Annotated in this window: 20 protein-coding genes; 11 read left to right on the top strand and 9 right to left on the bottom strand. The window is 61.0% G+C overall.

Going from position 1 to position 23,976, the window contains the following annotated elements; genetic code table 11:
• Positions 1-236: 236 nt before the first annotated feature.
• Complete coding sequence (locus CF137_RS17795; protein WP_139720728.1) at positions 237-3,296, bottom strand: beta-galactosidase; 3,060 nt, start codon at positions 3,294-3,296, stop codon at positions 237-239.
• Positions 3,297-3,485: 189 nt separating this feature from the next.
• The gene (locus CF137_RS17790) at positions 3,486-4,493 is read right to left on the bottom strand and encodes a substrate-binding domain-containing protein (protein ID WP_042018364.1); all 1,008 of its coding nucleotides are present in this window, start codon (positions 4,491-4,493) and stop codon (positions 3,486-3,488) included.
• 201 nt (positions 4,494-4,694) lie between these two features.
• Here CF137_RS17790 and galE point away from each other — a divergent pair, with 201 nt between their 5' ends.
• The 5 genes from galE (at position 4,695) to bacA (ending at position 9,955) form a co-directional block, all read left to right on the top strand.
• A complete protein-coding gene (gene galE, locus CF137_RS17785; protein ID WP_139720726.1) occupies positions 4,695-5,708 on the top strand; it encodes a UDP-glucose 4-epimerase GalE in 1,014 nt (337 codons plus the stop codon).
• A gap of 59 nt (positions 5,709-5,767) precedes the next feature.
• Positions 5,768-6,826 carry a UDP-glucose--hexose-1-phosphate uridylyltransferase gene (locus CF137_RS17780; RefSeq protein ID WP_139720817.1) on the top strand — a complete coding sequence of 353 codons (1,059 nt, stop codon included), beginning with the start codon at positions 5,768-5,770 and terminating at the stop codon, positions 6,824-6,826.
• On the top strand, positions 6,823-7,971 hold the full coding sequence (galK, locus tag CF137_RS17775; RefSeq protein ID WP_139720724.1) for a galactokinase: 1,149 nt from the start codon (positions 6,823-6,825) through the stop codon (positions 7,969-7,971). The genes CF137_RS17780 and galK overlap by 4 nt, the downstream gene beginning before the upstream one ends.
• Positions 7,972-8,035: 64 nt before the next feature.
• Positions 8,036-9,025, top strand: coding sequence for a galactose-1-epimerase (galM, locus tag CF137_RS17770; RefSeq protein WP_162515975.1), 990 nt, complete (start codon positions 8,036-8,038; stop codon positions 9,023-9,025).
• 114 nt (positions 9,026-9,139) lie between these two features.
• On the top strand, positions 9,140-9,955 hold the full coding sequence (gene bacA, locus CF137_RS17765) for an undecaprenyl-diphosphate phosphatase (protein WP_068978148.1): 816 nt from the start codon (positions 9,140-9,142) through the stop codon (positions 9,953-9,955).
• Positions 9,956-10,021: 66 nt separating this feature from the next.
• On the opposite strand, the gene CF137_RS17760 is transcribed toward bacA, so the two are convergent.
• From CF137_RS17760 to CF137_RS17750, 3 genes are all read right to left on the bottom strand, one after another.
• Entirely contained in the window at positions 10,022-10,708 is a 687-nt protein-coding gene (locus tag CF137_RS17760) for a ChrR family anti-sigma-E factor (protein WP_139720722.1), read from the bottom strand.
• Positions 10,701-11,270: a sigma-70 family RNA polymerase sigma factor gene (locus CF137_RS17755; RefSeq protein WP_068978146.1), complete on the bottom strand. Its 570-nt coding sequence runs from the start codon at positions 11,268-11,270 to the stop codon at positions 10,701-10,703. The genes CF137_RS17760 and CF137_RS17755 overlap by 8 nt, the downstream gene beginning before the upstream one ends.
• A 140-nt stretch (positions 11,271-11,410) precedes the next feature.
• Complete coding sequence (locus CF137_RS17750; RefSeq protein ID WP_139720720.1) at positions 11,411-11,977, bottom strand: LON peptidase substrate-binding domain-containing protein; 567 nt, start codon at positions 11,975-11,977, stop codon at positions 11,411-11,413.
• A 136-nt stretch (positions 11,978-12,113) separates the two neighbouring features.
• On the opposite strand from CF137_RS17750, the gene CF137_RS22005 reads away from it, so the two are divergent.
• The 6 genes from CF137_RS22005 (at position 12,114) to mgtE (ending at position 18,711) form a co-directional block, all read left to right on the top strand.
• Positions 12,114-12,290, top strand: a complete 177-nt coding sequence (locus CF137_RS22005; protein ID WP_157830680.1) for a hypothetical protein — start codon at positions 12,114-12,116, stop codon at positions 12,288-12,290.
• On the top strand, positions 12,287-14,032 hold the full coding sequence (argS, locus tag CF137_RS17745; protein ID WP_139720717.1) for an arginine--tRNA ligase: 1,746 nt from the start codon (positions 12,287-12,289) through the stop codon (positions 14,030-14,032). Before CF137_RS22005 ends, argS begins: the two co-directional genes overlap by 4 nt.
• Before the next feature lie 3 nt (positions 14,033-14,035).
• Complete coding sequence (locus CF137_RS17740) at positions 14,036-14,881, top strand: SPOR domain-containing protein (protein ID WP_139720715.1); 846 nt, start codon at positions 14,036-14,038, stop codon at positions 14,879-14,881.
• Between the two features lie 188 nt (positions 14,882-15,069).
• Positions 15,070-15,603, top strand: a complete 534-nt coding sequence (gene hslV / locus CF137_RS17735) for an ATP-dependent protease subunit HslV (protein WP_005355550.1) — start codon at positions 15,070-15,072, stop codon at positions 15,601-15,603.
• Between the two features lie 81 nt (positions 15,604-15,684).
• Positions 15,685-17,013 (top strand): HslU--HslV peptidase ATPase subunit, encoded by a 1,329-nt coding sequence (gene hslU / locus CF137_RS17730; protein ID WP_101318599.1) that lies wholly within the window; start codon positions 15,685-15,687, stop codon positions 17,011-17,013.
• 273 nt (positions 17,014-17,286) lie between these two features.
• Positions 17,287-18,711, top strand: coding sequence for a magnesium transporter (gene mgtE, locus CF137_RS17725; RefSeq protein ID WP_101318609.1), 1,425 nt, complete (start codon positions 17,287-17,289; stop codon positions 18,709-18,711).
• An 87-nt stretch (positions 18,712-18,798) separates the two neighbouring features.
• Here the strand turns inward: mgtE and CF137_RS17720 are convergent, their stop codons facing one another.
• From CF137_RS17720 to CF137_RS17705, 4 genes are all read right to left on the bottom strand, one after another.
• Entirely contained in the window at positions 18,799-19,764 is a 966-nt protein-coding gene (locus tag CF137_RS17720) for an ABC transporter permease (protein WP_042018403.1), read from the bottom strand.
• Between the two features lie 2 nt (positions 19,765-19,766).
• Positions 19,767-20,885, bottom strand: coding sequence for an ABC transporter permease (locus CF137_RS17715; RefSeq protein ID WP_068978139.1), 1,119 nt, complete (start codon positions 20,883-20,885; stop codon positions 19,767-19,769).
• On the bottom strand, positions 20,885-22,468 hold the full coding sequence (locus CF137_RS17710; protein ID WP_068978138.1) for an ABC transporter ATP-binding protein: 1,584 nt from the start codon (positions 22,466-22,468) through the stop codon (positions 20,885-20,887). The genes CF137_RS17715 and CF137_RS17710 overlap by 1 nt, the downstream gene beginning before the upstream one ends.
• Before the next feature lie 85 nt (positions 22,469-22,553).
• Positions 22,554-23,552, bottom strand: coding sequence for a BMP family lipoprotein (locus CF137_RS17705; protein WP_042018409.1), 999 nt, complete (start codon positions 23,550-23,552; stop codon positions 22,554-22,556).
• Positions 23,553-23,976 lie beyond the last annotated feature (424 nt).

The raw sequence follows: 23,976 nt of genomic DNA, 5'->3' as shown, positions 1-23,976 counted from the left end.
TGCTCCGATGTATCTATCTGTGTTGTAGGGTGGCGAGCAATTGAACAATCGCCAAGTAATGTAATCAGTTTGTTGTCATTTCTTCTGTGATCGTGACGACAAAATGAAAACGATTACACTCTGTTACATTGCTATTTTTATTTAATTTTCAAACAGATATAAATCAGTGATGAATTGAGACTCAAGTGTCTCTCTGCATTGAGGCTAGTCGTTGCGGCCCTGTTGTCAAAAGCGACTCAACCAAGGGTGCAACCCCAGCGGTAACGGCGCCCGACCAACTGATACTCAGGACGCACGCTCTGGCTCCAGGAGTCATCTCCCCCCACTCCCATATGAGCGCCATCGAGGCAGACCCACAGCCCCTCTTCGGCCACCAGATCGCTCTGGTGACGGGCGGTCGCCAGCTGCTGCTGGCTGAAACGGCTGGCACTGAAATGAAACGCCCCGCTCACCGTCATGCTGCCCAGCTGCAGCTGGCGGGTATCGCAGCGCAAGCCGTTGTCGCTCGGGAAAACATAAGGGGTGTGCATGGCATCCAGCGGCAGGCTCCAGCGCCCCAGATCGGCGCCCAGCAGGCGATCCGGATAGTTCTCGTGAGGGCCACGGCCCAGCCATTCGGCCCGCGCCGGTACCTCGGCCAGATGGATCAGCAAGCCGATCCGGGGCAACGAAGGCAGCGCCTGCGCCAGCTCGCTCTCTATCTCCAGCCTCATGGCGCCATCGTCGGCAAAGCGGTGATGCCAGTGACTCACCAGCAGCAACTCATCGTGGTGGAAGTAGCCGTGGCTGACCCGGATATCCCCCCCAGTGACCGTGATCCCCAAACAGCGGTGCTGCCACTGGCCGAGGCCGCAGCCCTGCCAGCGGGCAAGCCAGGAGTTGGGGTCGGCGTGATCCGCCTCGCTGGTGCCGATATCGTTGTCGAGCGGCGCGCGGTAGAAGTGATCAATCACCGGGGCCAGCAACTGCTCCTGCCCCGATTTTTGCCAACTGGTGATGCGGCCACTCTGCTTGTCGAGCCGCCACTGACTGTTTGCGGCAGTGACCCACCAACCATCCGGTTGCTCGGTCAGGGTGGCCGCAGCGGCGGGAGCTGGCAGGGCAAGGGGGGTCGGCAGGGTGAACTGCTGGCGGGCGACCTTGTGACCCGCCTGTGACCAGAGGGTGGCCTGTGGCTGAACTATGGCCAGATCGAGCCAGGCCAGTGAGCCTGCCGCAAAGCCGGGCAGCGTCTCGCTCAGGGTCAACTCGATAACCCCTTGCGGCGCCAGCGTGAGGGAGATCTCCCCCTGCTGCAGCACGTGGCCGTTCTCGCACAGCTGCCAGCAAAGCCGCTCGTTATCGGTGGTGCGGAACAGGTATTCGCTCTCGATCCGCACCCGCAGCGGGGTGTGCTCAAGCAGGGTGAAGCGGAACGGCTGCTGGGCACGTTTTGCCTCAAACAGCGCGGGATGGGGGGTGCGATCCGGGAACAGCAGGCCGTTGCAGCAGAACTGGCGATCGTTTTGCAGATCGCCAAAATCGCCGCCATAGCCCCAGTAGTGGCGGCCATCGGAGGTGAATTTATCGAGCCCCTGATCGACCCAATCCCAGACAAACCCGCCTTGCAGACGTGGATGATCGCGAAACGCCTGCCAGTAGTGGGCGTAGCCCCCGAGACTGTTGCCCATGGCGTGGGCATATTCGCAGAGGATCAGCGGCCGGTGCTCGCCGGGCAGGCCGATCCACTTGGCCAGCGCCCACTTGGGCACCGCCGGGAAGGGTTGATCCTGATGGGTTCTGGCATACATGGGGCAGATGATGTCGGTGGCCGGAGTATCGGCCCCGCCCCCCTCGTACTGCACCGGACGGCTCGAGTCGCTGCGCTTGATCCAGCCATACATGGCATCGTGAGCCGGGCCGTAACCCGACTCGTTGCCGAGCGACCAGATGATGATCGAGGGGTGGTTGAAATCCCGTGCCACCATGCGGGTCGCTCGCTCCAGAAAGGCATTGCTCCAGGCGGGATCCCGCGCCAGCCGCCCCATCGGGGTCATGCCGTGGGTCTCCAGATTCGCCTCATCCACCACATAGAGGCCGAGCCGATCGCAGAGGCGATAGAAGTCGGGATGGTTGGGGTAGTGGGAGCAGCGCACCGCATTGAAATTGTGCCGCTTCATCAGCAGCAGATCCCGCTCCATGGTGGCGCGATCGATGGCATACCCCTTGGCGGGATGGTGTTCATGACGGTTGGCACCGCGAATAAGCAGCGGCTGACCGTTGACCCGCAGCAGGCCGCCACGGATCTCCACCACCCGGAAGCCCACATCGCACCCCTCGCTCTCGATGGCTTGGCCCTGCTCATCCAGCAAGGTCAGGGTCAGGCGATAGAGATGGGGCGTCTCGGCGCTCCACTGGTGCGGCGCAGCCACATCGAGCGTCAGCTCGGCGCCATCGTCGCAAGCCCCTTTCTCATCAATGGCTTGGGTACCGACCGGTTGGCGCAGGGTCGCTACCCGCTCGCTGCCGTCATAGAGATTGGCCTCTACCGACAGACCGGCCCCATTGGCCACCTGCAGTGCAATCTTGAGACGGCCATCCCGATAGCAGGCATCCAGCTCGGGGGTCACCCGCATATCCATCAGATGGCGGGCCGGTTTGTGCAACAGGCTGACGGAGCGGAAGATCCCCGACAGCCACCACATATCCTGATCTTCCAGATAGGCGCCATCGGACCAGCGCAGCACCAGCACCGCCAGTCGGTTGCTTCCCACTTGCAGATACGGGGTCAGGTCGAACTCGGCGGGCAGCCGGCTGTCCTGGGAGTAACCGACCCAGCGACCATTGCAGAAGAGGTGGAAGGCGCTACTCACCCCGTCGAAGATAATCCGGCTCTGGCCACTGGCCAGCCAGTCGGCAGGCAGCTCAAACTCGCGGGAGTAGCAGCCGGTGGGGTTCTCGGTCGGTACCCGCGGCGGATCGCAGGGAAAGGGGTATTTGATATTGGTGTAGATGGGGCCATCGGTGAGCGGCCGCGCAGCCGGATAGGCGGCATCCAGCTGCCAGTTGCCCGGCACGGTAATGGGAGTGGCATCCGCCAGATCCTGCGCCAGCCAGCTCTCGGGCACCCGCTCGGGGGCGGCAAAGAAGGAGAAGCGCCACTCACCATCGAGCAAGAGACGGGAGGAAGAGGCCCGATCATCTCTGGCATCCGCCGCGCTGCGCCAGCTGAACATGGGGGTATGGGCAGCCAGCCGGTTTACCGACGTAATCGCTTGGGTCTGCCAATCCTGACGCGCCACTATCTCCCTCAACATTCACTCTCTCCCCGCAGATTAGAAAACGTATGCAGTCTAGAGAAATATGGCGCAGGGAACGGCGATCTCGCTCACACAGATGTAAACGATTACACTCGTTTTGTTAAGTAAAACGGAGTAAAAATGATTAAAAACCAGTAAAACAATAACTGTGCAAGAAACGGCCCCGAACAGGGCCGCAAAAGGTGGCTATCCGGCCCGAACCGGTGCCACCGAGTGACGATTGATCAGGGTCGGGGTATAGATCCGGCTCTGGGTCGCCTCACTCTCCCCTGCCGCCAGCTGAATCGCCAGCTTGGCCGCCTGGGCCGCCATCAATTCGATGGGGTAGCGCATGGTTGAGAGTTTGGGTCTCAGGTATCTGGCATAGATGATGTCATCGAAGCCCACTACCGAGACCTCTTCCGGCACCCGCAGACCGTTATCTGCCAACACCGAGATAACACCGGCGGCCATGGCATCGTTATAGGCCACCACGGCGGTCACCTTGAGCCCCTTGGCCAGCAGGTTGAGCATGGCGCGCTCGCCCCCCTCCTCGTTGGGCGTACCGCTCTCGATCAGCTCCGCATCGGCCGCCAGACCCGCCGCCATCAGCCCGTCCTGATAGCCTTGCAGGCGCAAGGTGGCATCCTCGATGGCGTGATCCGAGCTGATAAAGGCGATATGGCGGTGACCCAAGTCAATCAGATGACGGGTCGCAGTGGCGGCTCCCAGCCGGTTATTGAGGGAGATACAGCGCCCCTTGAGGGCTGGAATATCGCGGTTAATCAGCACCATACCCGGCACTCTATTGGCGTAGTCGCAAAGCACCTCGTCACTGAGGGCCTTGCTGTGCACCACCAGCGCCTCACAGCGCTTGCCGATCAGCAGCTCGATCGCTTCGCGCTCCTGACGTGCCTTGTGAAAACCGTTACCCATCAGCAGGTGAAGGTTCTGCTCTACCGCTACCGCGGAGACCCCCTTCACTAGTGCACCAAAGAAGGGATCTGCCACGTCTCCGACCACCACCCCCATGGTGTCGCAAGTCTGGCTCACCAGCGCCCGCGCGTTGGCGTTGGGGGTGTAGCCCAGCTCGGCCATGGCCTTCTGCACCACCTCGCGAGAAGCGGCGCTGGCCTTGGGTGAGTTGTTCATCACCCGTGAAACCGTTGCCACTGACACATTGGCCAAACGGGCGACATCCTTGATGGTGCTCATGCTGTTTTCACTCATTTCACTGTGCAATAGAGCTGCATTATAACCAGCAAACCCTTTAAAAACAGTGATGAAGAACATATGTGCGGCCATGGCTATTTTGAAAGGAGTGTAATCGTTTACACAATTTTGCAAGCAAGTTCACAGTTTGCTCGCTCCCCCCTCGCTAGACTCCTTCCAGACACGTTTTCAGTGGAGAGCAAGATGAACGTTCTGGTCACCGGCGGCTGCGGATATATCGGCAGCCACACCTGTTTGGCCCTGCAAGCGGCAGACATGAACCCCGTGGTGGTCGACAACCTCGGCAACAGCAAGGGCAGTGTACTGACGCGGATCGCCGCCATCAGCGGTCAGGAGCCCGCATTCTATCAAGGGGATATTCGCGATCCCGCCCTGCTGGACCGGATCTTTGCCGAACAGCAGATCGATGCGGTGATCCATTTTGCCGCCCTGAAAGCGGTCGGTGAATCGACCCGCATTCCACTGGATTACTACGAGAACAACCTCGGCGGCACCCTCATCCTGCTGCAGGCGATGAAACGGGCTGGCGTGCACAATCTGGTGTTCAGCTCCTCGGCCACCGTCTATGGCGATCCCGCCAGCCTACCGATCCGCGAGGATTTCCCCCGCAGCGCCACCAACCCCTACGGACGATCCAAGCTGATCATCGAGGAGATCCTCGAAGATCTGCAGCTGGCCGAGCCCCACTGGAGCATGACCCTGCTGCGCTACTTCAATCCGGTCGGCGCCCATGAATCGGGCACCATGGGGGAAGACCCCCAGGGCATCCCCAACAATCTCATGCCATTTTTGACTCAGGTGGCCATCGGCCGTCGCGACTGCCTGTCGGTCTTTGGAAACGATTACCCCACCCCGGACGGCACCGGCGTGCGCGACTACATCCATGTGATGGATCTCGCCGAGGGGCACGTCAAGGCACTGCAGCACTGCGTCGGCAAGGGTGGCGTGCACAGCTACAACCTGGGCACCGGTCAGGGCCAGAGCGTGTTGCAGCTGGTCGCCGCTTTCTCCAATGCTTGCGGCAAGCCGCTGCCGTTTCGCATCGAGCCAAGACGCGCGGGCGACATCGCCGCCTGCTGGGCCGACCCGGCCAAGGCAGAGCGCGATCTGGGCTGGCAGGCGACCCGGAATATCGACGCCATGTGCGCCGACAGCTGGCGCTGGCAATCGGCCAATCCGAATGGTTACGAGGAGTAGGCACTCCTGCGCCCCGTTAATAAACGACTCTTTTTTCAATATCTTATTCAGGAGAGATGATGTTCAACCCCGTCGATCATCCCCATCGCCGCTTCAACCCGCTGACCGGCCAGTATGTGCTGGTCTCCCCCCACCGGGCCAAACGCCCCTGGCAGGGTCAGGTGGAGAAGGTGAGTCAGGCCCCCAAACAGGCCCACGATCCCGACTGCTTCCTCTGCGCCGGCAACACCCGGGTCACCGGTGACACCAATCCCGACTACAAGGGCACCTTCGTCTTTACCAACGACTTCGCCGCCCTGATGCAGGATACCCCGGCCGCCGACAGCGCCAGCGACCCCCTGCTGAAGCTGGAGGCCGCCCGTGGCACCAGCCGGGTCATCTGCTTCTCGCCGGATCACGGCAAGACCCTGCCCGAGCTGCCGCTGCCCGCCATCGAAGGGGTGATCACCACCTGGATGGATCAGGTCGCCGAGCTGTCAGCCCAGTGGCAGTGGGTGCAGGTATTTGAAAACAAAGGGGCTGTCATGGGCTGCTCCAACCCGCACCCCCACGGCCAGCTGTGGGGCAGCGACTTCCTGCCCAACGAGATCGCCCGCGAAGAGCAGCACCAGCGCGACTGGCTGGCCGAGCATGGCCGCCCCATGCTGCTCGAATATGTGGAGCGGGAGCTGGCGGATCGCTCGCGCATCGTGGTGGAGACCGAGCACTGGCTCGCGGTGGTCCCTTTCTGGGCCGCCTGGCCCTTTGAAACCCTGCTGCTGCCCAAGGCGCACGTCCCCTCCATGTTGAACCTGACCAAGGCCCAGCAGCAGGATCTGGCGGTGGCGCTCAAGGAGCTCACCAGCCGTTACGACAACCTGTTCGAGTGCAGCTTCCCCTACTCCATGGGCTGGCATTTTGCGCCGCCCAAGTCGGAGTGCCCCGAGGCGTGGCAGCTGCACGCCCACTTCTATCCGCCCCTGCTGCGCTCCGCCACCGTGCGCAAATTCATGGTCGGCTTCGAGATGCTGGCCGAGACCCAGCGAGACCTTACCCCCGAGCAGGCTGCCGAGCGGCTGCGTGCCCTGAGCCCCATTCACTACAACCAGACCAGCCAAACCAATGAGGAGGCCCTATGACCCCCAGCCAACGCGTCAGCACCGTTTTTGCCGAGCAATTTGCCAAAGCGCCCGATCTGCTGGTGCGCGCCCCCGGTCGCGTCAACCTCATCGGTGAACATACCGACTACAACGACGGCTTCGTGCTGCCCTGCGCCATCGACTACGAGACCTGCGTCGCCATCGGCCTGCGCGATGACCAGCTGGTGCAGGTGATCGCTGCCGACTATGACAACCAGCGCGACCAGTTCGATCTCGGCCAACCCATCGAACACCACGCCGACCAGCGCTGGAGCGACTACATCCGCGGTGTAGTGAAATATCTGCAAGAGCGTGGTCATGCCCTGCGCGGCCTCGATCTGGTGGTTTCCGGCAACGTGCCGCAGGGGGCGGGCCTCTCCTCCTCTGCCTCGCTGGAAGTGGCTATCGGCCAGGCCTTCAAAGAGGCGCTGGGGCTCGACATCAGCCAGGCGGAGATAGCCCTCAACGGCCAGCAGGCGGAGAACAAGTTCGTCGGCTGCAACTGCGGCATCATGGATCAGATGATCTCCGCCAGCGGCAAGAGCGACCACGCCCTGCTGCTCGACTGCCGCTCGCTGGAGACCCGCCTCATCCCCATGCCGACGGATCTGGCGGTGTTGATCGTCAACTCCAACGTGCGCCGCGGTCTGGTGGATAGCGAATACAACACCCGTCGCCAGCAGTGTGAAACGGCCGCCCGTCACTACGGGGTCAAGGCGCTGCGTGACCTGGATCTGGCTGGACTGGAAGCGGGCAAAGCCGGGCTGGATGAGGACTGCTACCGCCGCGCCCGCCACGTGGTCGGCGAAAACGCCCGCACTCTTGCGGCGGCCGATGCGCTGGCCAGCCACGATCTGACCCTCCTCGGCGAGCTGATGGCCGAATCACACGCCGCCATGCGCGATGACTTCGAGATCACAGTGCCCGCCATCGACGGTCTGGTGGAGATCATCAAGGCCAGGATCGGCACAGATGGCGGCGTACGGATGACCGGCGGCGGCTTCGGTGGCTGCGTGGTCGCCCTGTTGCGCCCGGAGAAAGTGGCCGAGGTGATCGCCGCGGTTGAGGCTGAGTATCCGGCCCTCTCCGGCCGCAAGGCCGACTGCTACGTCTGCCGCGCCAGCGCGGGGGCGGGAAAACGATGAGCCCATTTATGATGCAGGCCGACGGCTACGTCTGCCGGATCGGCAGCACAGGTGCAGGCAAGTTATGAGCAGCGCCATGACCCCATTCGAGCTGGAAAACGAGGAGGGGCTGCGCCTGCGCGGCCTCGATTTCGGCGCCACCCTCACCTCCCTCACCCTGCCGGTAGCGGGTCAGCGCCGTGAAGTGCTGCTGGGCTGTGCCGACGACGCCTATCCCACCCAACAGGTGTGGCTGGGTGCGGTGGCGGGCCGCTTTGCCAACCGCATTGGCGGCGCCGAGCTGGTGCGCGATGGCGAGCGCTGGCCACTGGATGCCAATCAGGCGCCCAACTGCCTGCACGGCGGGCAGGCAGGCTTTCATCGTCAGCAGTGGCAAATCAAGGAGCTGGAAGCGGATCGGGTCAAGCTGGTGTTGCTCTCCCGAGCGGGGGATCAGGGCTTTCCCGGCAACCTGCGGGTAACCCTGGAGTACCGGCTGGAGCAGAGCGATCTGGTGGTCGATTTTATGGCCAGCACGGATGCGGCGACGCCGGTCAGCCTCACCAGCCACGCCTACTTCAATCTCGATGGGCAAGCCGATGGCGGCGATGTCCGTGACCACCTCATCAGCATCAATGCCGACCACTTCCTGCCCAGCGACCCGAGCGGTCTGCCGATCGCCATCACTCCGGTGGAGGGGCCATTCGATCTGCGTTACGAGCGCCTTGTCGGCCAGGAGTGGCTGAGTCATCCCCAGCAGCAACAGGCCAAGGGGTACGATCATGCGTTTCTGCTCAACGGCCCGACATCAGAATGGGCCGCTCGGGTAGTCTCGGGCGACAAGCAGCTGGCGATGGAGGTCTACACCAACCAGCCTTCGCTGCAGTTCTATACCGGCAACTGGCTGACCAATACCCCGAACCGCAGCGGCCAGTCGCACCGGGATCACGACGGCTTCTGTCTTGAGGCGCAAGAGCTGCCGGACAGCCCCAATCGACCCGAGCTGGGCAACCCCTGGCTGCTGCCGGGCGGGCGTTATCACCACCAGACCCGCTACCGTTTTATCCGCGACTGACTTAAAGGTTTCACGATTTTTACATAGCCTCAGCAGTCACAATCGAGCAAGATAAGCCGCCCCGAATTCACTGTCGGGGCTTTTTTTGCATCAACGTAGCAAGGATTCTGTTCGATGACTGACACCTATAGCCTGCTGGTCGCCTTTATTCTGGGCGTCGTCGAGGGGCTGACCGAGTTTCTCCCTGTCTCCTCCACCGGCCACATGATTATCGTCGGCCATCTGCTGGGCTTTGAAGGGCCCAAGGCCGCCACCTTCGAAGTGGTGATCCAGCTTGGCTCCATCCTCGCCGTGGTCGCCGTCTTCTGGCGCCGTCTGTTCGGCCTGATTGGCATCCACTTTGGCCAGAAACCGTCTCAGGATCACGCCACCCTGTCGCTGGTGCATATCATCCTCGGCATGCTGCCTGCTATCGTCATCGGCCTCGCCGTACACAGCTGGATCAAAGCCAACCTGTTTGGCCCGGAGACCGTGATGTACGCGTTGGTGGCTGGCGGTATCTTGCTGATCATCGCCGAGAAGTGCCGCCCTGCCGTCACCGCCGAAACCCTGGATGACATCAGCTACAAACAGGCATTCGGTATCGGCCTGTTCCAGTGTCTGGCCCTGTGGCCCGGTTTCTCCCGCTCCGGCGCCACCATCAGTGGTGGCATGCTGATGGGGATCAGCCGTCACGCAGCCGCCGAGTTCTCCTTCCTCATGGCGGTGCCCATGATGGTGGCGGCCAGCGGGCTGGATCTCTACAAGAGCCGCGACTTTCTCTCGATGGCCGACTTCCCGATGTTTGCGGTGGGCTTTATCACCGCCTTCGTGGTGGCAATGTTTGCGATCAAGACCTTCCTGGCCTTGATCCGCCGGATCGACTTTATCCCGTTCGCCATCTACCGCTTTATCGTGGCGTTCGCCGTCTATCTGGTGTTTGTCGCCTGACCGGCAGCCAGCAATGGAATGAAAAAAGGGACCAACTTGGTCCCTTTTTCTATGGCGTCATGGTGCTCAGTAGAGGTGCTGGCTGATACCGTTAAGCAACCGCGACAACCCCTTGGTGAATTGCACCGGCGCATCCTGCACCGTGTAGCAGAGGCAGCCGTCCGGCGTGTGCGGACTGTGGGAGTGGCTGGCATCGCGCCAGATGAAATCTCCCGCCTTGTAACGGGTATCCCCATCCTCGATAGTGCCCGCCAGCAGCAGGGTCAGCTCATAACCCTGATGGGTGTGCTCGGGGATGCGGCCACCGGCCTCGATATGGAGCAGACTGGCGCGGGCCCCCATCTCGTCGAGCGGCAGACTCTGCTGACGAATGGCCCCGATATGGCGCCACTTGGGCGAACGGTAGCGGGCCAGCACCCGTGGCAAGGGGTAGGCGTGCCCGGCTACCTCCAGTTCGGTGGGCTGGGCACGGGGCAGCTCGGGGGCTGCTGGCTCAGGCAGCGGCTGCGCCAGAATATCCGCCAGCATGGCGTCAAATCCGGCATCCAGCGCCGCATCATCGCGGGGGGCCAGCTCAGGCGCTGCAGGCGAGTCAAGATATTGCTGCGCCAGTTCCTCTTCGAATGTTTTCAGTCGGGCGGCGCAATCGGGGCAGAGTTCACAGTGGGCGGAGAGCCCCACCGCCAGCGGCAGAGGGAGCTCGTCGGCGGCGAAGGCGCGCAGCATTGGGTCGGTCGGATGGGCTTTAATCATGGCCTTGCTCCACTTGCTCTTTCAGTTTCTGTAACGCCAGTCTGAGGCGGGACTTGATGGTACCGAGCGGCACGCCGAGTCGCTCCGCCAGCTCCTGCTGGGAGAACTCCTGCAGATAGATGCCGCGCACCACCTGCTGTTGCGGCTCCGGCAGGGTGCCCAGATAGTGGGCCATCTGGCGGGTCAGCACCGCATCCTCACCGCCGCTCAGATGCTCCTCTTCGGCCTGAAACTCCAGCACCGGCCACAGCTCCTCGGCACAGAGATCCTCCTTGCTGGCGCGACGACGGCGCAGCATGTCGAAGCACTGGTTGCGCATCACGGTATAGATCCAGGTGGTCGGCGCCCCCTTCTCGGGGTGGTAGAGGCGCGCCTTCTGCCACACCAGCAGCAGGGTCTCCTGCACCAGCTCCATGGCGTTGGCCTCGCTGCCGAGATGGCGCAGGCCGTAACTGCGAATGCGCGGCGCGAAGTGCTGGAACAGGTGGGCAAAGGCCGCCTTGTCGGCGTGCTCTGCCACCCTGATCAACAGGGCTTTCAGGTCGCCATTAGGGTTATCCATCACGGGTGATGTCCTGCGTATGGTCGAGTGTGGTTGGCCAGTATATGCCATTGCGCCATCCCTTTGATGTGCTGTCGAGCGTGCTGTGGTGATGACTATTACGACCTTGCGGCGCTGGCGGATCAGCGGGTCAGAAAAAATCAGTGGCTGGCCACCAGCACCCCCTTGAGCAGGGCCATGGCCGGTTGATTGTCGGCGGCCACCAGCAACAACTGCTTCTGCTCGGGGGGGATCGGCAGCACCTCCAGCCAGCGTTGCGCCACCCAGTTGCCATCATCCCAGCGCGGCTCGCTATAAAGAGCGGCATAGTCGGGGTAGTCGGCAAACACCTCCTGCAGCGCCTCCACCAGCGGCTGCTGATCGGGATGGAGCCGCTGTGATGGCCAGGCCGTGAGCGGCGTCACCTCGCCGATGCGCAGGCCGTCTGGCTCCTGCCACAGATCATCTATCTGCACCCGCTCCATCCCCTGTACCGTGATCCCCAGCATGCCGTCCGGCAGCTGGTCGAAATCGATGATGGTGACCCGGGTGGCGATGGGCAGCATGTTGCGCAGGGCATCGGGCTGACGAGGGTCCACCATGCAGAGGGCAAAGCCGGACTCCCCCGCCTCGGCGATCATCCGCTGGTATCTCGGTTCGAAGATCCGCAGCGGCATGATGCCGCCGGGCAGCAGGTGGGCAGATAGGGGAAACAGCGCCAGTCGCATCGCAAACTCCTCGGTTGGTAACCTCTGTTGATACGCCGGGCCAGAGGGAGGAGATCATTCCCGTCATCGGGAAAGGAAAAACCCTTAACAATCAGGGGAAAATAGCCTGGACAACCCGCTTCGATATGCAGTAGAAATGGATAAGCACCATATTACGGTCAATCTTCCGGATATTGGCGCCAAAAGCAGTGAAATATCCGCCCGACAGCGAGCGGCGGGTCATCCCTATAGTTTTCTCGGGCCGATGCGGGTAAAATTCACGCCCTTATATATCAGTCATTTTTCGACGCGCAACCTTGGTGGTCAGTTATGAAAGAGCATATTCATCATCTACTTGAACAAACGGTAGCCAATCTCAAGTCAGCAGGCATCCTGCCGGCGGACCTGGAAGCCCGCGTGCAAGTAGACCGATGCAAGGAAAAAGCTCACGGCGACCTGGCTACCAACCTGGCCATGCTGCTGGCCAAACCGGCCCGCAAGAACCCGCGTGAGCTGGCCACTGCCATCATCGAGCATCTGCCTGCCTCCGACCTGATCGCCAAAGTCGAGATCGCCGGTCCCGGCTTCATCAACTTCTTCTTCGACCAGCGCTGGCTGGCCGGTCAGGTCGAGGCCATGGTGACCTCTGCCAACGCCAATGTGAAGTTGCCGACCCCGCAGACCGTGGTGGTGGACTACTCAGCCCCCAACGTGGCCAAAGAGATGGCGGTACACCACATCCGCTCTACCGTACTTGGTGACGTAGCCGCTCGCGCGCTGGAGTTCCTCGGCCACAAGGTGGTGCGTGCCAACCACATCGGCGACTGGGGTACCCAGTTCGGTATGCTGATCGCCTATCTGGAGAAGATGGCCAACGAGCACGCCAGCGACATGGCGCTCAAGGATCTGGAAGCCTTCTACACCCAGGCCAAGCGTTGCTACGACGAAGACGAAGCCTTCGCCGAGCGCGCCCGTAACTACGTGGTCAAGCTGCAAGGTGGCGATGAGTACTGCCGCACCATGTGGAAGAAGCTGGTCGACATGACCATGGAACAGAACCAGATCAACTACGACCGCCTGAATGTCTCCCTGACCAACAAAGACATCATGGGCGAGTCCATGTACAACGACATGCTGGCGCAAATCGTGGCCGACCTGAAAGCCAAGGGGCTGGCGGTCGAGAGCGAAGGGGCCACCGTGGTCTTCCTGGACGAGTTCAAGAACAAGGATGGCGAGGCCATGGGCGTCATCATCCAGAAGAGCGATGGTGGTTTCCTCTACACCACCACCGACATCGCCTGTGCCAAATACCGTTACGAAACCCTGGGCGCCGACCGTGTCATGTACTTCATCGACTCCCGTCAGCACCAGCACCTGATGCAGGCCTGGACCATCACCCGCAAGGCGGGCTATGTGCCGGAATCCGTCCCGCTCGAGCACCACGCCTTCGGCATGATGCTGGGCAAGGATGGTCGTCCCTACAAGACCCGCTCCGGTGGCACCGTCAAGCTGGTTGATCTGCTCAACGAAGCCGAAGAGCGAGCCGCTGCTCTGCTGGAGAGCCGCAACAGCGACCTCTCCGCCGAAGAGAAGGCCAACGTGGTCAACGCCATCGCCATGGGCGCGGTGAAGTATGCGGATCTCTCCAAGAACCGCACCACCGACTACATCTTCGACTGGGACATGATGCTGTCGTTTGAAGGCAACACTGCCCCTTACCTGCAGTATGCCTACACCCGGATCCAGTCCATCTTCCGCAAGGCCAACATCGATGCCAGCACGCTGACCGGCAACGTGACCCTGAACGAAGAGGCCGAAGAGGTACTGGCCCAGAAGCTGATCCAGTTCTCCGATGCGGTCAACGGCGTGGCTGACAAAGGCATGCCGCACCTGCTCTGTACCTACCTGTACGAGTTGTCCGGCAACTTCATGACCTTCTATGAAGCCTGCCCGATCAACAAGGATGGCGTGGACGAAGCAAGCCGTCAGAGCCGTCTGCTGCTGTGCGCCGCCACCGCCAAAGTGCTCAAGCTGGGCCTCGGCGTACTGGGTATCCATACCCTGGAGCGCATGTAATAGATGGCAACCCGGGATTATGTCGGCAGCCGCCCGCGACGTCGGGCGGGTGGCCGCAATACCAAGAAAGCGGCCCCTCGCCGCTTTCCTGTTATTCCAATCCTGCTGGTCGCAGCACTGCTGGCAGGCTTTGGCGGCTTCCTTTACATGATCAATGGCAAGGGCAACGACGCCCCCACCATTGAAGAGCAGGTAAAGGCCAACAAGCCAAAAGCGCAGAATAACGGGCTGCCACAGGAGAAGTGGAGCTATATCGAGCGGCTGGAGAACAAGCAGGTCGATATCATAGAGCCGCCCACCCAGCCGGGTGTGCTGCCACCACCACCGGCAGAGACCCTGACCCTGCAACCGAGCAAGCTGCCGCAACCGGTGCCGACCGACATCCCCCAGCCGGGTACTCCGATTGGCCAACCCAAGCCTTATCTGCCCAATCCGGCGACCACTCCCTCCACCTCGGGTGCACCGGTTGCCAGCGCGCAAGAGCAGGCGATCGACCGCAAGGCCGACCGGGAGCGGATGGAGCGGGAGATCCGCGCCGAGCTGGAACGGGAGCGCGCCGCTGCCGCCAAAGCCCAGCCTGCCACTGCCCCGGCCCAGCCGGCCGCGGCCGACAATGGCCGCTATATGATGCAGTGCGCCGCCTTGCGCTCGCAGGATTCTGCAGAGTCGCTCAAAGCACGCATCGCCTTCACCGCAGGGCTCTCTTCCAGCTTGCAGGTGATCAATGGCGCCAATGGCACCGTCTACAAGGTGATGGTCGGCCCCTTCAACGGCAAGGCGGCCGCCGACGCGGCCAACAGCAAGTTGCAGGGCTCCGGCATCAGCGGCTGCATTCCCAAGAAAGGGTAATCCGCTTACCAATGACGCAGGGCCGGGTGGCAACACCCGGCCCTGCTCTTTTGGCGCCGCTCACCCCCTCAGCATCCCGTTACCGCATTTATCCCGATAAAAGGCAGGGTTGAAAAGCCGCTTTGCCATCCCCATCTTTCTTGCCATGCACAGTCAGGCCGTCATTCGGCTCAAGCGAGGTAAGTAAAGTGACTACCATAGTTTCAGTTCGCCGCAACGGTCAGGTCGTCATCGGTGGCGATGGCCAAGTCTCTCTTGGCAACACCGTCATGAAGGGCAACGCCCGCAAGGTTCATCGTCTCTATAACGGCAAGGTGCTGGCCGGTTTCGCTGGCGGTACCGCCGACGCCTTCACCCTGCTTGAGCGTTTCGAAGCAAAACTGCAGGCCCATCAGGGTAATCTGGAGCGCGCCGCCGTGGCGCTGGCCAAAGATTGGCGCACCGATCGCGCCCTGCGCCGCCTCGAGGCGCTGTTGGCCGTGGCCGACGAACACAAATCTTTCATCATCACCGGCAACGGTGACGTGGTGCAGCCGGAGCACGATCTCATCGCCATCGGCAGCGGCGGCAACTTCGCCCAATCCGCCGCCATCGCCCTGCTGGAAAACACCGAGCTGGATGCCAGGACCATTGTCGAGAAGTCCCTCAAAATTGCGGGCGATATCTGCGTCTTTACCAACGGCAACCACACCATCGAAGTGCTGGACTATTTAGCTAAATAAGGCTGCCAAATAACGGCACGAGCCTACGACCATATTCTTCAAGGGGTGGGCCCTGCCCGCCCCGGATACAGGAACCCTATCATGTCCGAGATGACTCCAAGAGAAATCGTCCACGAGCTGGATCGACACATCATTGGCCAGGCCGATGCCAAGCGCGCCGTCGCCGTTGCCCTGCGCAACCGCTGGCGCCGGATGCAACTCGATGAAGAGATGCGCCATGAAGTGACCCCGAAAAACATCCTGATGATCGGCCCGACCGGGGTCGGCAAGACCGAGATTGCCCGCCGTCTGGCCAAGCTGGCCAACGCCCCCTTCATCAAGGTCGAAGCGACCAAGTTCACCGAAGTGGGCTATGTCGGCAAGGAAGTAGACAGCATCATCCGCGATCTGACCGATGTCGCCATCAAGCTGGTGCGCGAGACCGAGATGGAGAAGATGAAATTCCGTGCCGAGGAAGCCGCCGAAGAGCGCATCCTCGATGCCCTGCTGCCCAACCCGCGCAATACCTGGGGTGAGGAGGAGAAAGCAGACAACTCCAACACTCGCCAGATCTTCCGCAAGAAACTGCGGGAAGGTCAGCTCAATGACAAAGAGATTGAACTGGAGCTCTCCGCCAGCCCGATGGGGGTCGAAATCATGACCCCGCCGGGGATGGAAGAGATGGCCAACCAGCTGCAGGGGCTGTTCCAGAACCTCGGCCAGAGCCAGAAGAAAAAGCAGAAGATCAAAGTCAAAGAGGCCATGAAGGCGCTGATCGAAGAGGAAGCGGCCAAGCTGGTTAACCCGGAAGAGCTGAAGCAAAAAGCGATCGCCGCCGTCGAGAACAACGGCATCGTGTTCCTCGATGAGATCGACAAGGTCTGCAAGCGTGGCGAAAGCTCAGGCCCCGACGTTTCCCGTGAAGGGGTTCAGCGCGACCTGCTGCCGCTGGTCGAAGGTTGCACCGTCAACACCAAGCACGGCATGGTCAAGACCGACCACATTCTGTTTATCGCCTCCGGCGCCTTCCAGATCGCCAAGCCGTCAGATTTGATCCCCGAACTGCAGGGCCGTCTGCCGATCCGGGTCGAGCTGACCGCGCTGACCACCAATGATTTCGAGCGGATCCTGACCGAGCCGAACGCCTCCCTGACCGCCCAGAGCAAGGCATTGATGGGCACCGAAGGGGTCAATATCGAGTTCACCAAAGAGGGCATCCGCCGACTGGCTGAAGCGGCCTGGCAGGTCAACGAGCGCACCGAAAACATCGGTGCCCGCCGCCTGCACACCGTGATGGAGCGGCTGATGGAAGACATCTCTTATGATGCCTCCGAGCAATCGGGTGCGACCTTCGTCATCGACACCGACTACGTCAACGCCCACCTCGGCGCCTTGATCGAAGACGAAGACCTGAGCCGCTACATCCTGTAAGAGTGGCCAGCACTGCGCCGCCCGGGACTCCGGTTCCGGGCTGTGGCGACCGCCAAGCCAGTCGCTTTGCGATATTAAACGCCTCCCTTGTGGAGGCGTTTGTCTTTTTAGCTCCGCCAGCTCCAGCCACGGCTTTCCCCAGCCCACCGCGCCATTGATGAGCCCCGCCAGACCGGGCTGCGTGTTTTACTCTGCTCATCGTCATAACCAGCTGTTTTAAGTCTGGTATCCTATGGGGATTGCGCCCTTGGCCACTCTTTCAGGAATTCATCCATGTCTCTTCCCATCAAGAACAGCGCCCGGCAGCGCGCGGAAGACAGATCCCGCATCCTTAGCCTGCTACTGACTGACGACGCCCTCACCGATAGCTTGCTCGACCCGCAGGTCGAACAAGATGCCGAGCAGCGGGACCAGACCAGCGAATTGAGCGGGCTGGCCAACAACTTGCCGGCAGCCGACGTCGCCGATGCGCTGGAGTCACTGCCGCCCGATGAGCGTCATGCCCTGTGGGCACTGGTGGATGAGGCACGCCGTGGCCAGATATTGGTAGAAGCATCCGAAACCGTCTGGGACAGCCTGATCAGCGGCATGAGCGACAAGGAGCTGCTGCACGCCCTGCGCACTCTGGATATCGATGACCAGATCTATCTGGGCCAGTACCTGCCACGCAACCTGATGGGACGGCTGCTCACCTACATGGCCCCCGCAGAGCGGGATCAGGTACGGGAGGTGATCCGCTACGGTAAACATACCGTTGGCGCCATGATGGACTTCGAGATCATCACCATCCGCCCCGAGGTGAGTCTGGCCACGGTGCAGCGTTATCTGCGACTGCGTCGCAAGATCCCCGCCAACACTGACAAGCTGTTCGTCATCGACCGGCGCAACCACCTGCTGGGGGAGCTGCCCCTGACCACTGTGCTGCTCAACAAGCCCGCCACTCTGGTCAAGGAGGTCATGACGCAAGATCCGGTCACCTTTGATCCGGAAGACAACGACGAAGCCGCCGCCCGTACCTTCGAGCGGGATGACCTGCTCTCCGCCGCCGTGGTGGATGGCAAGGGCAAGCTGATGGGCCGTATCACGGTCGAAGAGGTAGTCGATCTGGTCTATGAAGAGAGCGATACCGACCTGCGCCGGATGGGGGGTATCAGCGAGGATGAAGATGTGTTCGCCCCGGTTGGCAAGGCGGTCAAAACCCGCTGGGCCTGGCTGGCCCTGAACCTCTGCACCGCGTTTGTTGCCTCCCGGGTGATCGGCATGTTCGAGCACACCATTTCGCAGCTGGTAGCATTGGCGGCCCTGATGCCCATCGTCGCCGGGATCGGCGGCAACACCGGCAACCAGACCATCACCATGATAGTGCGAGCGCTGGCACTGCAACACATTCAGGCGGGCAACCTCTCTTTCCTGTTAGTGCGCGAGCTGGGTGTGGCCCTGATTAACGGTCTGGTGTGGGGTGGCATTATGGGATTCGTGACTTTCTTGCTGTATCAGGATCCTGCGCTCGGGGGCGTCATGACCCTGGCCATGGTACTCAACCTGCTGGTGGCGGCCCTGATGGGGGTCATCATCCCCATGACCATGACCCGCCTTGGCCGCGACCCGGCGGTAGGGGCCAGCGTGATGATCACCGCCATCACCGACACCGGCGGCTTCTTTATCTTCCTCGGGCTGGCAACCCTGTTCCTGCTGTAACAAGCCACCTCTGCATCATCAAAAAACAGGCCCACCGAAGTGGGCCTGCTGCTATCTGTGTGGTCGGGAGTATCGCGATAAAGGGCGCTACTCCCGCTCCTTCACATAAGGGGTGCCGAGCGCCTTGGGCGCCACTGCGCGGCCGATAAAACCCGCCAGCAGGAACACCGTCAGGATGTAAGGCAGTGCCTCGATGGCCTGTACCGGAATAGCGAAGTCACCGATAGTCACCCCCTGCAGCCGGATAGCGACTGCATCAAGGAAACCAAACAGCAGACAGGCTGCCAAGGCACTCCAGGGGCGCCACTTGCCAAACACCAGTGCCGCCAGCGCCATAAAGCCCTTGCCCGCACTCATGTTGGGGATGAACTGCGCCGTCTGGGCCACCGCCAGATAGGTGCCGCCGATACCCGCCAGCAAGCCGCCGATGATCAGCGCTGTGTAGCGCATCCGCACCACCGAGATACCGGCGGTATCGACCGCTGCCGGAGCCTCGCCCACCGCCCGCAGCCGCAACCCGAAGCGGGTACGGAACATCACCCACCAGGCCAGCGGTACGCAGGCGAATGCCACGTACTCCAGCAGGGAGTGACCACTGAGCAGCTCGCTGTAGAGCTGGCCGATCACCGGCACATCATAGAGCTCCTTGGCATAGGGGAACTCGATGGGGGCGAACCGGGCATCACCGGACAGTGCCGGGGTCTGGCCACCCTGATCGAACCAGTAACGGCCCAGGGTGACGGTCAGACCGGCCGCCAGAATGTTTATGGCCATGCCGCTCACCACCTGATCACCACGGTGGGTGATGGTGGCAAAACCGTGCATCAGAGCGAACAGGATGGAGACACCCACCCCGGCCCCCAGACCCACCCAGGCAGAACCGGAGACCGCAGCTGCCGCCCCACTGGCGAACGCCGCCGCCAGCAGTTTGCCTTCCAGCGCGATGTTGACCACCCCGGAGCGCTCGCAAAACATGCCTGCCATGGCGGCAAGAATGAGCGGCGGCGCGGTACGAATGGTGGCATCCAGCATCAGGATCAGAATTTCAAACATGATCAGACTCCCTTGGCTTGCGCGGCTGAACGGTTGGCAAACGCCAGATAGAGCTGCTCGATGCGCGGACGCATCATGTGCTCAAGGGCGCCACAGAACAGGATCACCAGACCCTGCAACACCACGACGATGTTGCGGTCAACCCCGAACTCGAAGCTGAGCTCGGCGCCCCCCTGATAGAGGAAACCGAACAGCAGGCTGGCGATGATGACGCCGACCGGATGGTTGCGCCCCATCAGCGCCACCGCGATACCGGTGAAGCCAAACCCTTCCACGAAGTTGAGCTTGATCTGGTGCAGCTCACCCTGCAGCACGTTGAGGGCGAAGAAGCCCGACAACATGCCGGAGATCACCATGGCCAGGATCACCACCTTGGGATAGGAGATACCGGCATAAGCAGAGGCACTTTGGCTGGCCCCGACCGAGCGGATCTCGTAACCCCAGCGGGTGTGCCAGATAAAGACCCACACCAGTGCCGCGCAAATCAGCGCCCAGATAAAGCTGATGTTGAGCGGGCTGTTGGGCATCTCCATGCCGAAGGTGCTCGCCAGCGCACTCATCTTGGGCAGCCAGCTGGCCTCGGCAAACACCTTGCTCTCGGTCGCCATCGAGCCGGGCGGCTTGAACACCTCCACCAGCAGATAAGCCATCAGCGAGGCGGCGATGAAGTTGAACATGATGGTGGTGATCACGATGTGGCTGCCGCGTTTGGCTTGCAGCCAGGCCGGAATAAAGGCCCAGGCCGCACCGAACAGACCACCGGCAATGATGGAGAGCGGCAACAACAAGGCAAACGGCAGCACATCGCCGAGGGTCAGACAGACCAGACCGACCCCGAGGCCGCCGATATAGGCCTGACCTTCACCACCGATGTTGAACAGACCGGCGTGGAAGGCGACCGCCACCGACAGACCGGTAAAGATAAAGCCGGTTGCGTAGTAGAGGGTGAAACCGACCCCTTCACCGGTGCCGAACGCGCCGTACCACATGATCTTGGCGGCATCGATCGGGTTGATGTCGAGGTAGTAGAACAAAATGGCCGACACCAGGAAGGCCAGCAGGATGTTGACCGCAGACAAGACGCCCACGGAGACCCAGGCAGGAATACGAACTTGGCTCATCAGTGGGCCTCCTTGGCTACGCCAGACAAACCAGCAACTTCGTCCGGCACTATGTTCGCCATCATCAAACCAATGGTGCGCTCATCAGCCTTGGCACCATCCAGCTCGCCGACGATGCGACCATCGGCAATCACCAGGATCCGGTCAGAGAGACTCATGATCTCGTCCAGCTCCACCGAGACCAGCAGCACCGCCTTGCCCTTGTCGCGCATGGCGATGATCTGCTGGTGGATATACTCGATGGCACCGATGTCGACCCCGCGGGTCGGCTGGCCGATCAACAGCACATCCGGGTTCTGCTCCACTTCACGGGCGATCACCAGCTTCTGCTGGTTGCCACCGGAGAAGTTGGCGGTCTTGTGATCGGGATGAGGCGGGCGCACGTCCCACTTCTCCATCTTGGCCTGACAATCCTGCTGGATCGCCTCCTTGTTCTGCAGCCACCCCCGGTTGTATTGCGGGCGGCGGTGATAACCGAGGATAAAGGCCTCTTTCGCCTCGAAGCGGTTGATCAGCCCCATCTTGTGCCTGTCTTCCGGCACATGGCCAAGGCCGTAATTGCGCACCTGCTCGGGATCCGCCGGATGCTCTGCGCTCACCTTGTTGATCCCGCTCTGGCTGCTGATGGTGAAGCTACCCTTGCTCGGCTTGATGATGCCGCCAAGCAGGCTGAGCAACTCGGACTGGCCGTTGCCAGAGACGCCAGCGATGCCGACCACTTCACCGGCCCGCACCTCGAAGCTGACCGATTTGACCCGCTCCACCTTGCTGGCGTCGAAGTAACTGAGCCCCTCGACCTTGAGCTTGGCCTCCCCCGGTTGGGTTGGCCCCTTGTCAACTTTGAGCCGCACCTTGCGACCCACCATCAGCTCGGCAAGTTGTTCCTTGTCGGTATCCTTGGTGGCAACGTGGGCCACCATCTCGCCCCGGCGCATAATCGAGACCTGATCGGTAATGGCCAGGATCTCCCGCAGCTTGTGGGTGATGAGGATGATGGTCGCCCCCTGGTCCCGCAGTTTTTTCAACACCTCGAACAGGTGATCCGCCTCTTGCGGGGTCAGTACCCCGGTCGGCTCGTCGAGGATCAAGATGCGGGCACCGCGATAGAGCGCCTTGAGAATTTCGACCCGCTGTTGCAAGCCAACCGGCAGATCTTCGACCTTCTCGTGCAGCGGCACGTCGAGGCCATAATCCCGCGCCAGCTCGCCCAGCAGTTTTTCGGCCGACGCCACGCTCTGCTGGAGGTGCCAGCCGTTCTCAGCGCCGAGGATGACGTTTTCCAAAACAGTGAAGTTGTTCACCAGCATAAAGTGCTGGTGCACCATGCCCACGCCTGCGGCAATCGCATCTTGTGAGCCATGGGGTTTGAACGGTTTCCCGTCGATCAGCATCTCGCCTTTGTCGGCATGGTAGAAACCATAAATGATGCTCATCAGGGTGGATTTACCGGCGCCATTTTCGCCGACAATGCCGTGGATACTGCCTTTGCGAACCTTAAGGTCGATCAGCTTGTTGGCGTACACTTCGCCGAACCGCTTATCGATACCTCTTAATTCGATGGCATAGCGATCTGTCTGGTCCATGATGCAGCCCTGCGTTTCATGAAAGAAGACTAAAAACCGGCCCGTGCGGGCCGGTCGTGCGTTGAGAGTCGTAGCAACTATCTAATTAGTATTTGCAGGTGTTATCGCTCATGTAGTCATGAACTTTGATCTTGCCTGAAATAATGTCGGCCTTGATGGCATCCACCTTGGCTTTCATTTCCGGGGTGATCAGCTTCTCGTTGTACTGATCCAGCGCCCAATCCACACCGCCCTCAGCCAGACCGAGGTTCTGGATACCCGGCTTCCACTGGCCCTTGGCAGCGTCATCCCAGGTTTTGTATGCAGCCAGACCGACCGACTTGACCATGGAGGTCAGCATGGTGCCCGGTTGCAGGTGGTTCTGGTTGGAGTCTACGCCGATGGCCAGTTTGCCTTCGTCTTTGGCTGCCTGGTAAACACCGATGCCGGTACCGCCAGCAGAGGCATAGACCACATCAACACCCTTGGCGAACTGGGACTTGGCCAGCTCGGCACCCTTGGCCGGGTCAGCAAACGCCGCCGGGGTAGAACCGGTCATGTTTTGCAGCACGTCGATCTTCGGATTGACGTATTTGGCACCCTGCTCGTAACCGCACTGGAATTTGCGGATCAACGGGATATCCATGCCGCCCACGAAGCCGACCTTGCCACTCTTGGAGGCGATAGCCGCCAGCGCACCCACCAGGAAGGAGCCTTCATGCTCCTTGAAGATCAGTGACTGCACGTTCGGCTTGTCAACCACCATGTCGATGATGGCGAACTGGATGTTCGGGAACTCGCCAGCCACTTTCTCTACCGCAGAACCCATGTTGAAACCGACTGCCACGATCGGCGTGTTGCCACGGCTGGCCAGACGACGCAGACCCTGCTCGCGCTGGGCTTCGTTCTGGGGTTCAAACTCTTTGATTTTGACCCCTTTGTCCTTGTTGAAGAGCTCGACGCCGTTACGGAACACGGCTTCGTTGAATGACTTGTCATACTTGCCCGCGGTGTCATAAATCACGGCTGGCTCGGCGGCAGCCTGAACAGAGAGGGCAGTCAGAGTGAGGGCGGCCACAGTGGCCAGCTTGAGCACTTTAGTCACGATCGTATCCTTGATTGTTATTAAGTGAGGGAACTTGCTTGCCTGTTAAAACAGGCTATCTAGCACGCAGGGTTACTCTAAGTCAGCCCCGATGCGGGTCAAGCAAATGATAAGGGAAAAACGTTTGCGTTAACGGTTTGAATTATAAGCAAATAACCTTATAAGGAGTTGTTTTTTAGCTACTTTTCAGTTTTTTATGCTGACAATTAAAAGACCCAAACGACATTTCGCTTATTGTTCAGCAAGTTACTGTAAACCGTTTTCCCCACTTATTCACCTCTCACCCCGATCAGCCCGTGATCAGGCTCGCAAAATCCCCATAAACAGCGCGAGCAAGGGTTGGCTGCAGCTGGAAACCTCCCGGCGCTCATCTTGCTGCGCCAGCCAAAACTGGCCGCACCGGCGCCCCCGCGAGCCCTCATCG

This window comes from Aeromonas sobria, assembly GCF_006243315.1.
Classification (GTDB): Bacteria; Pseudomonadota; Gammaproteobacteria; order Enterobacterales; family Aeromonadaceae; genus Aeromonas; species Aeromonas sobria_A.
This window is presented reverse-complemented; position numbering and strand designations above follow the sequence as displayed.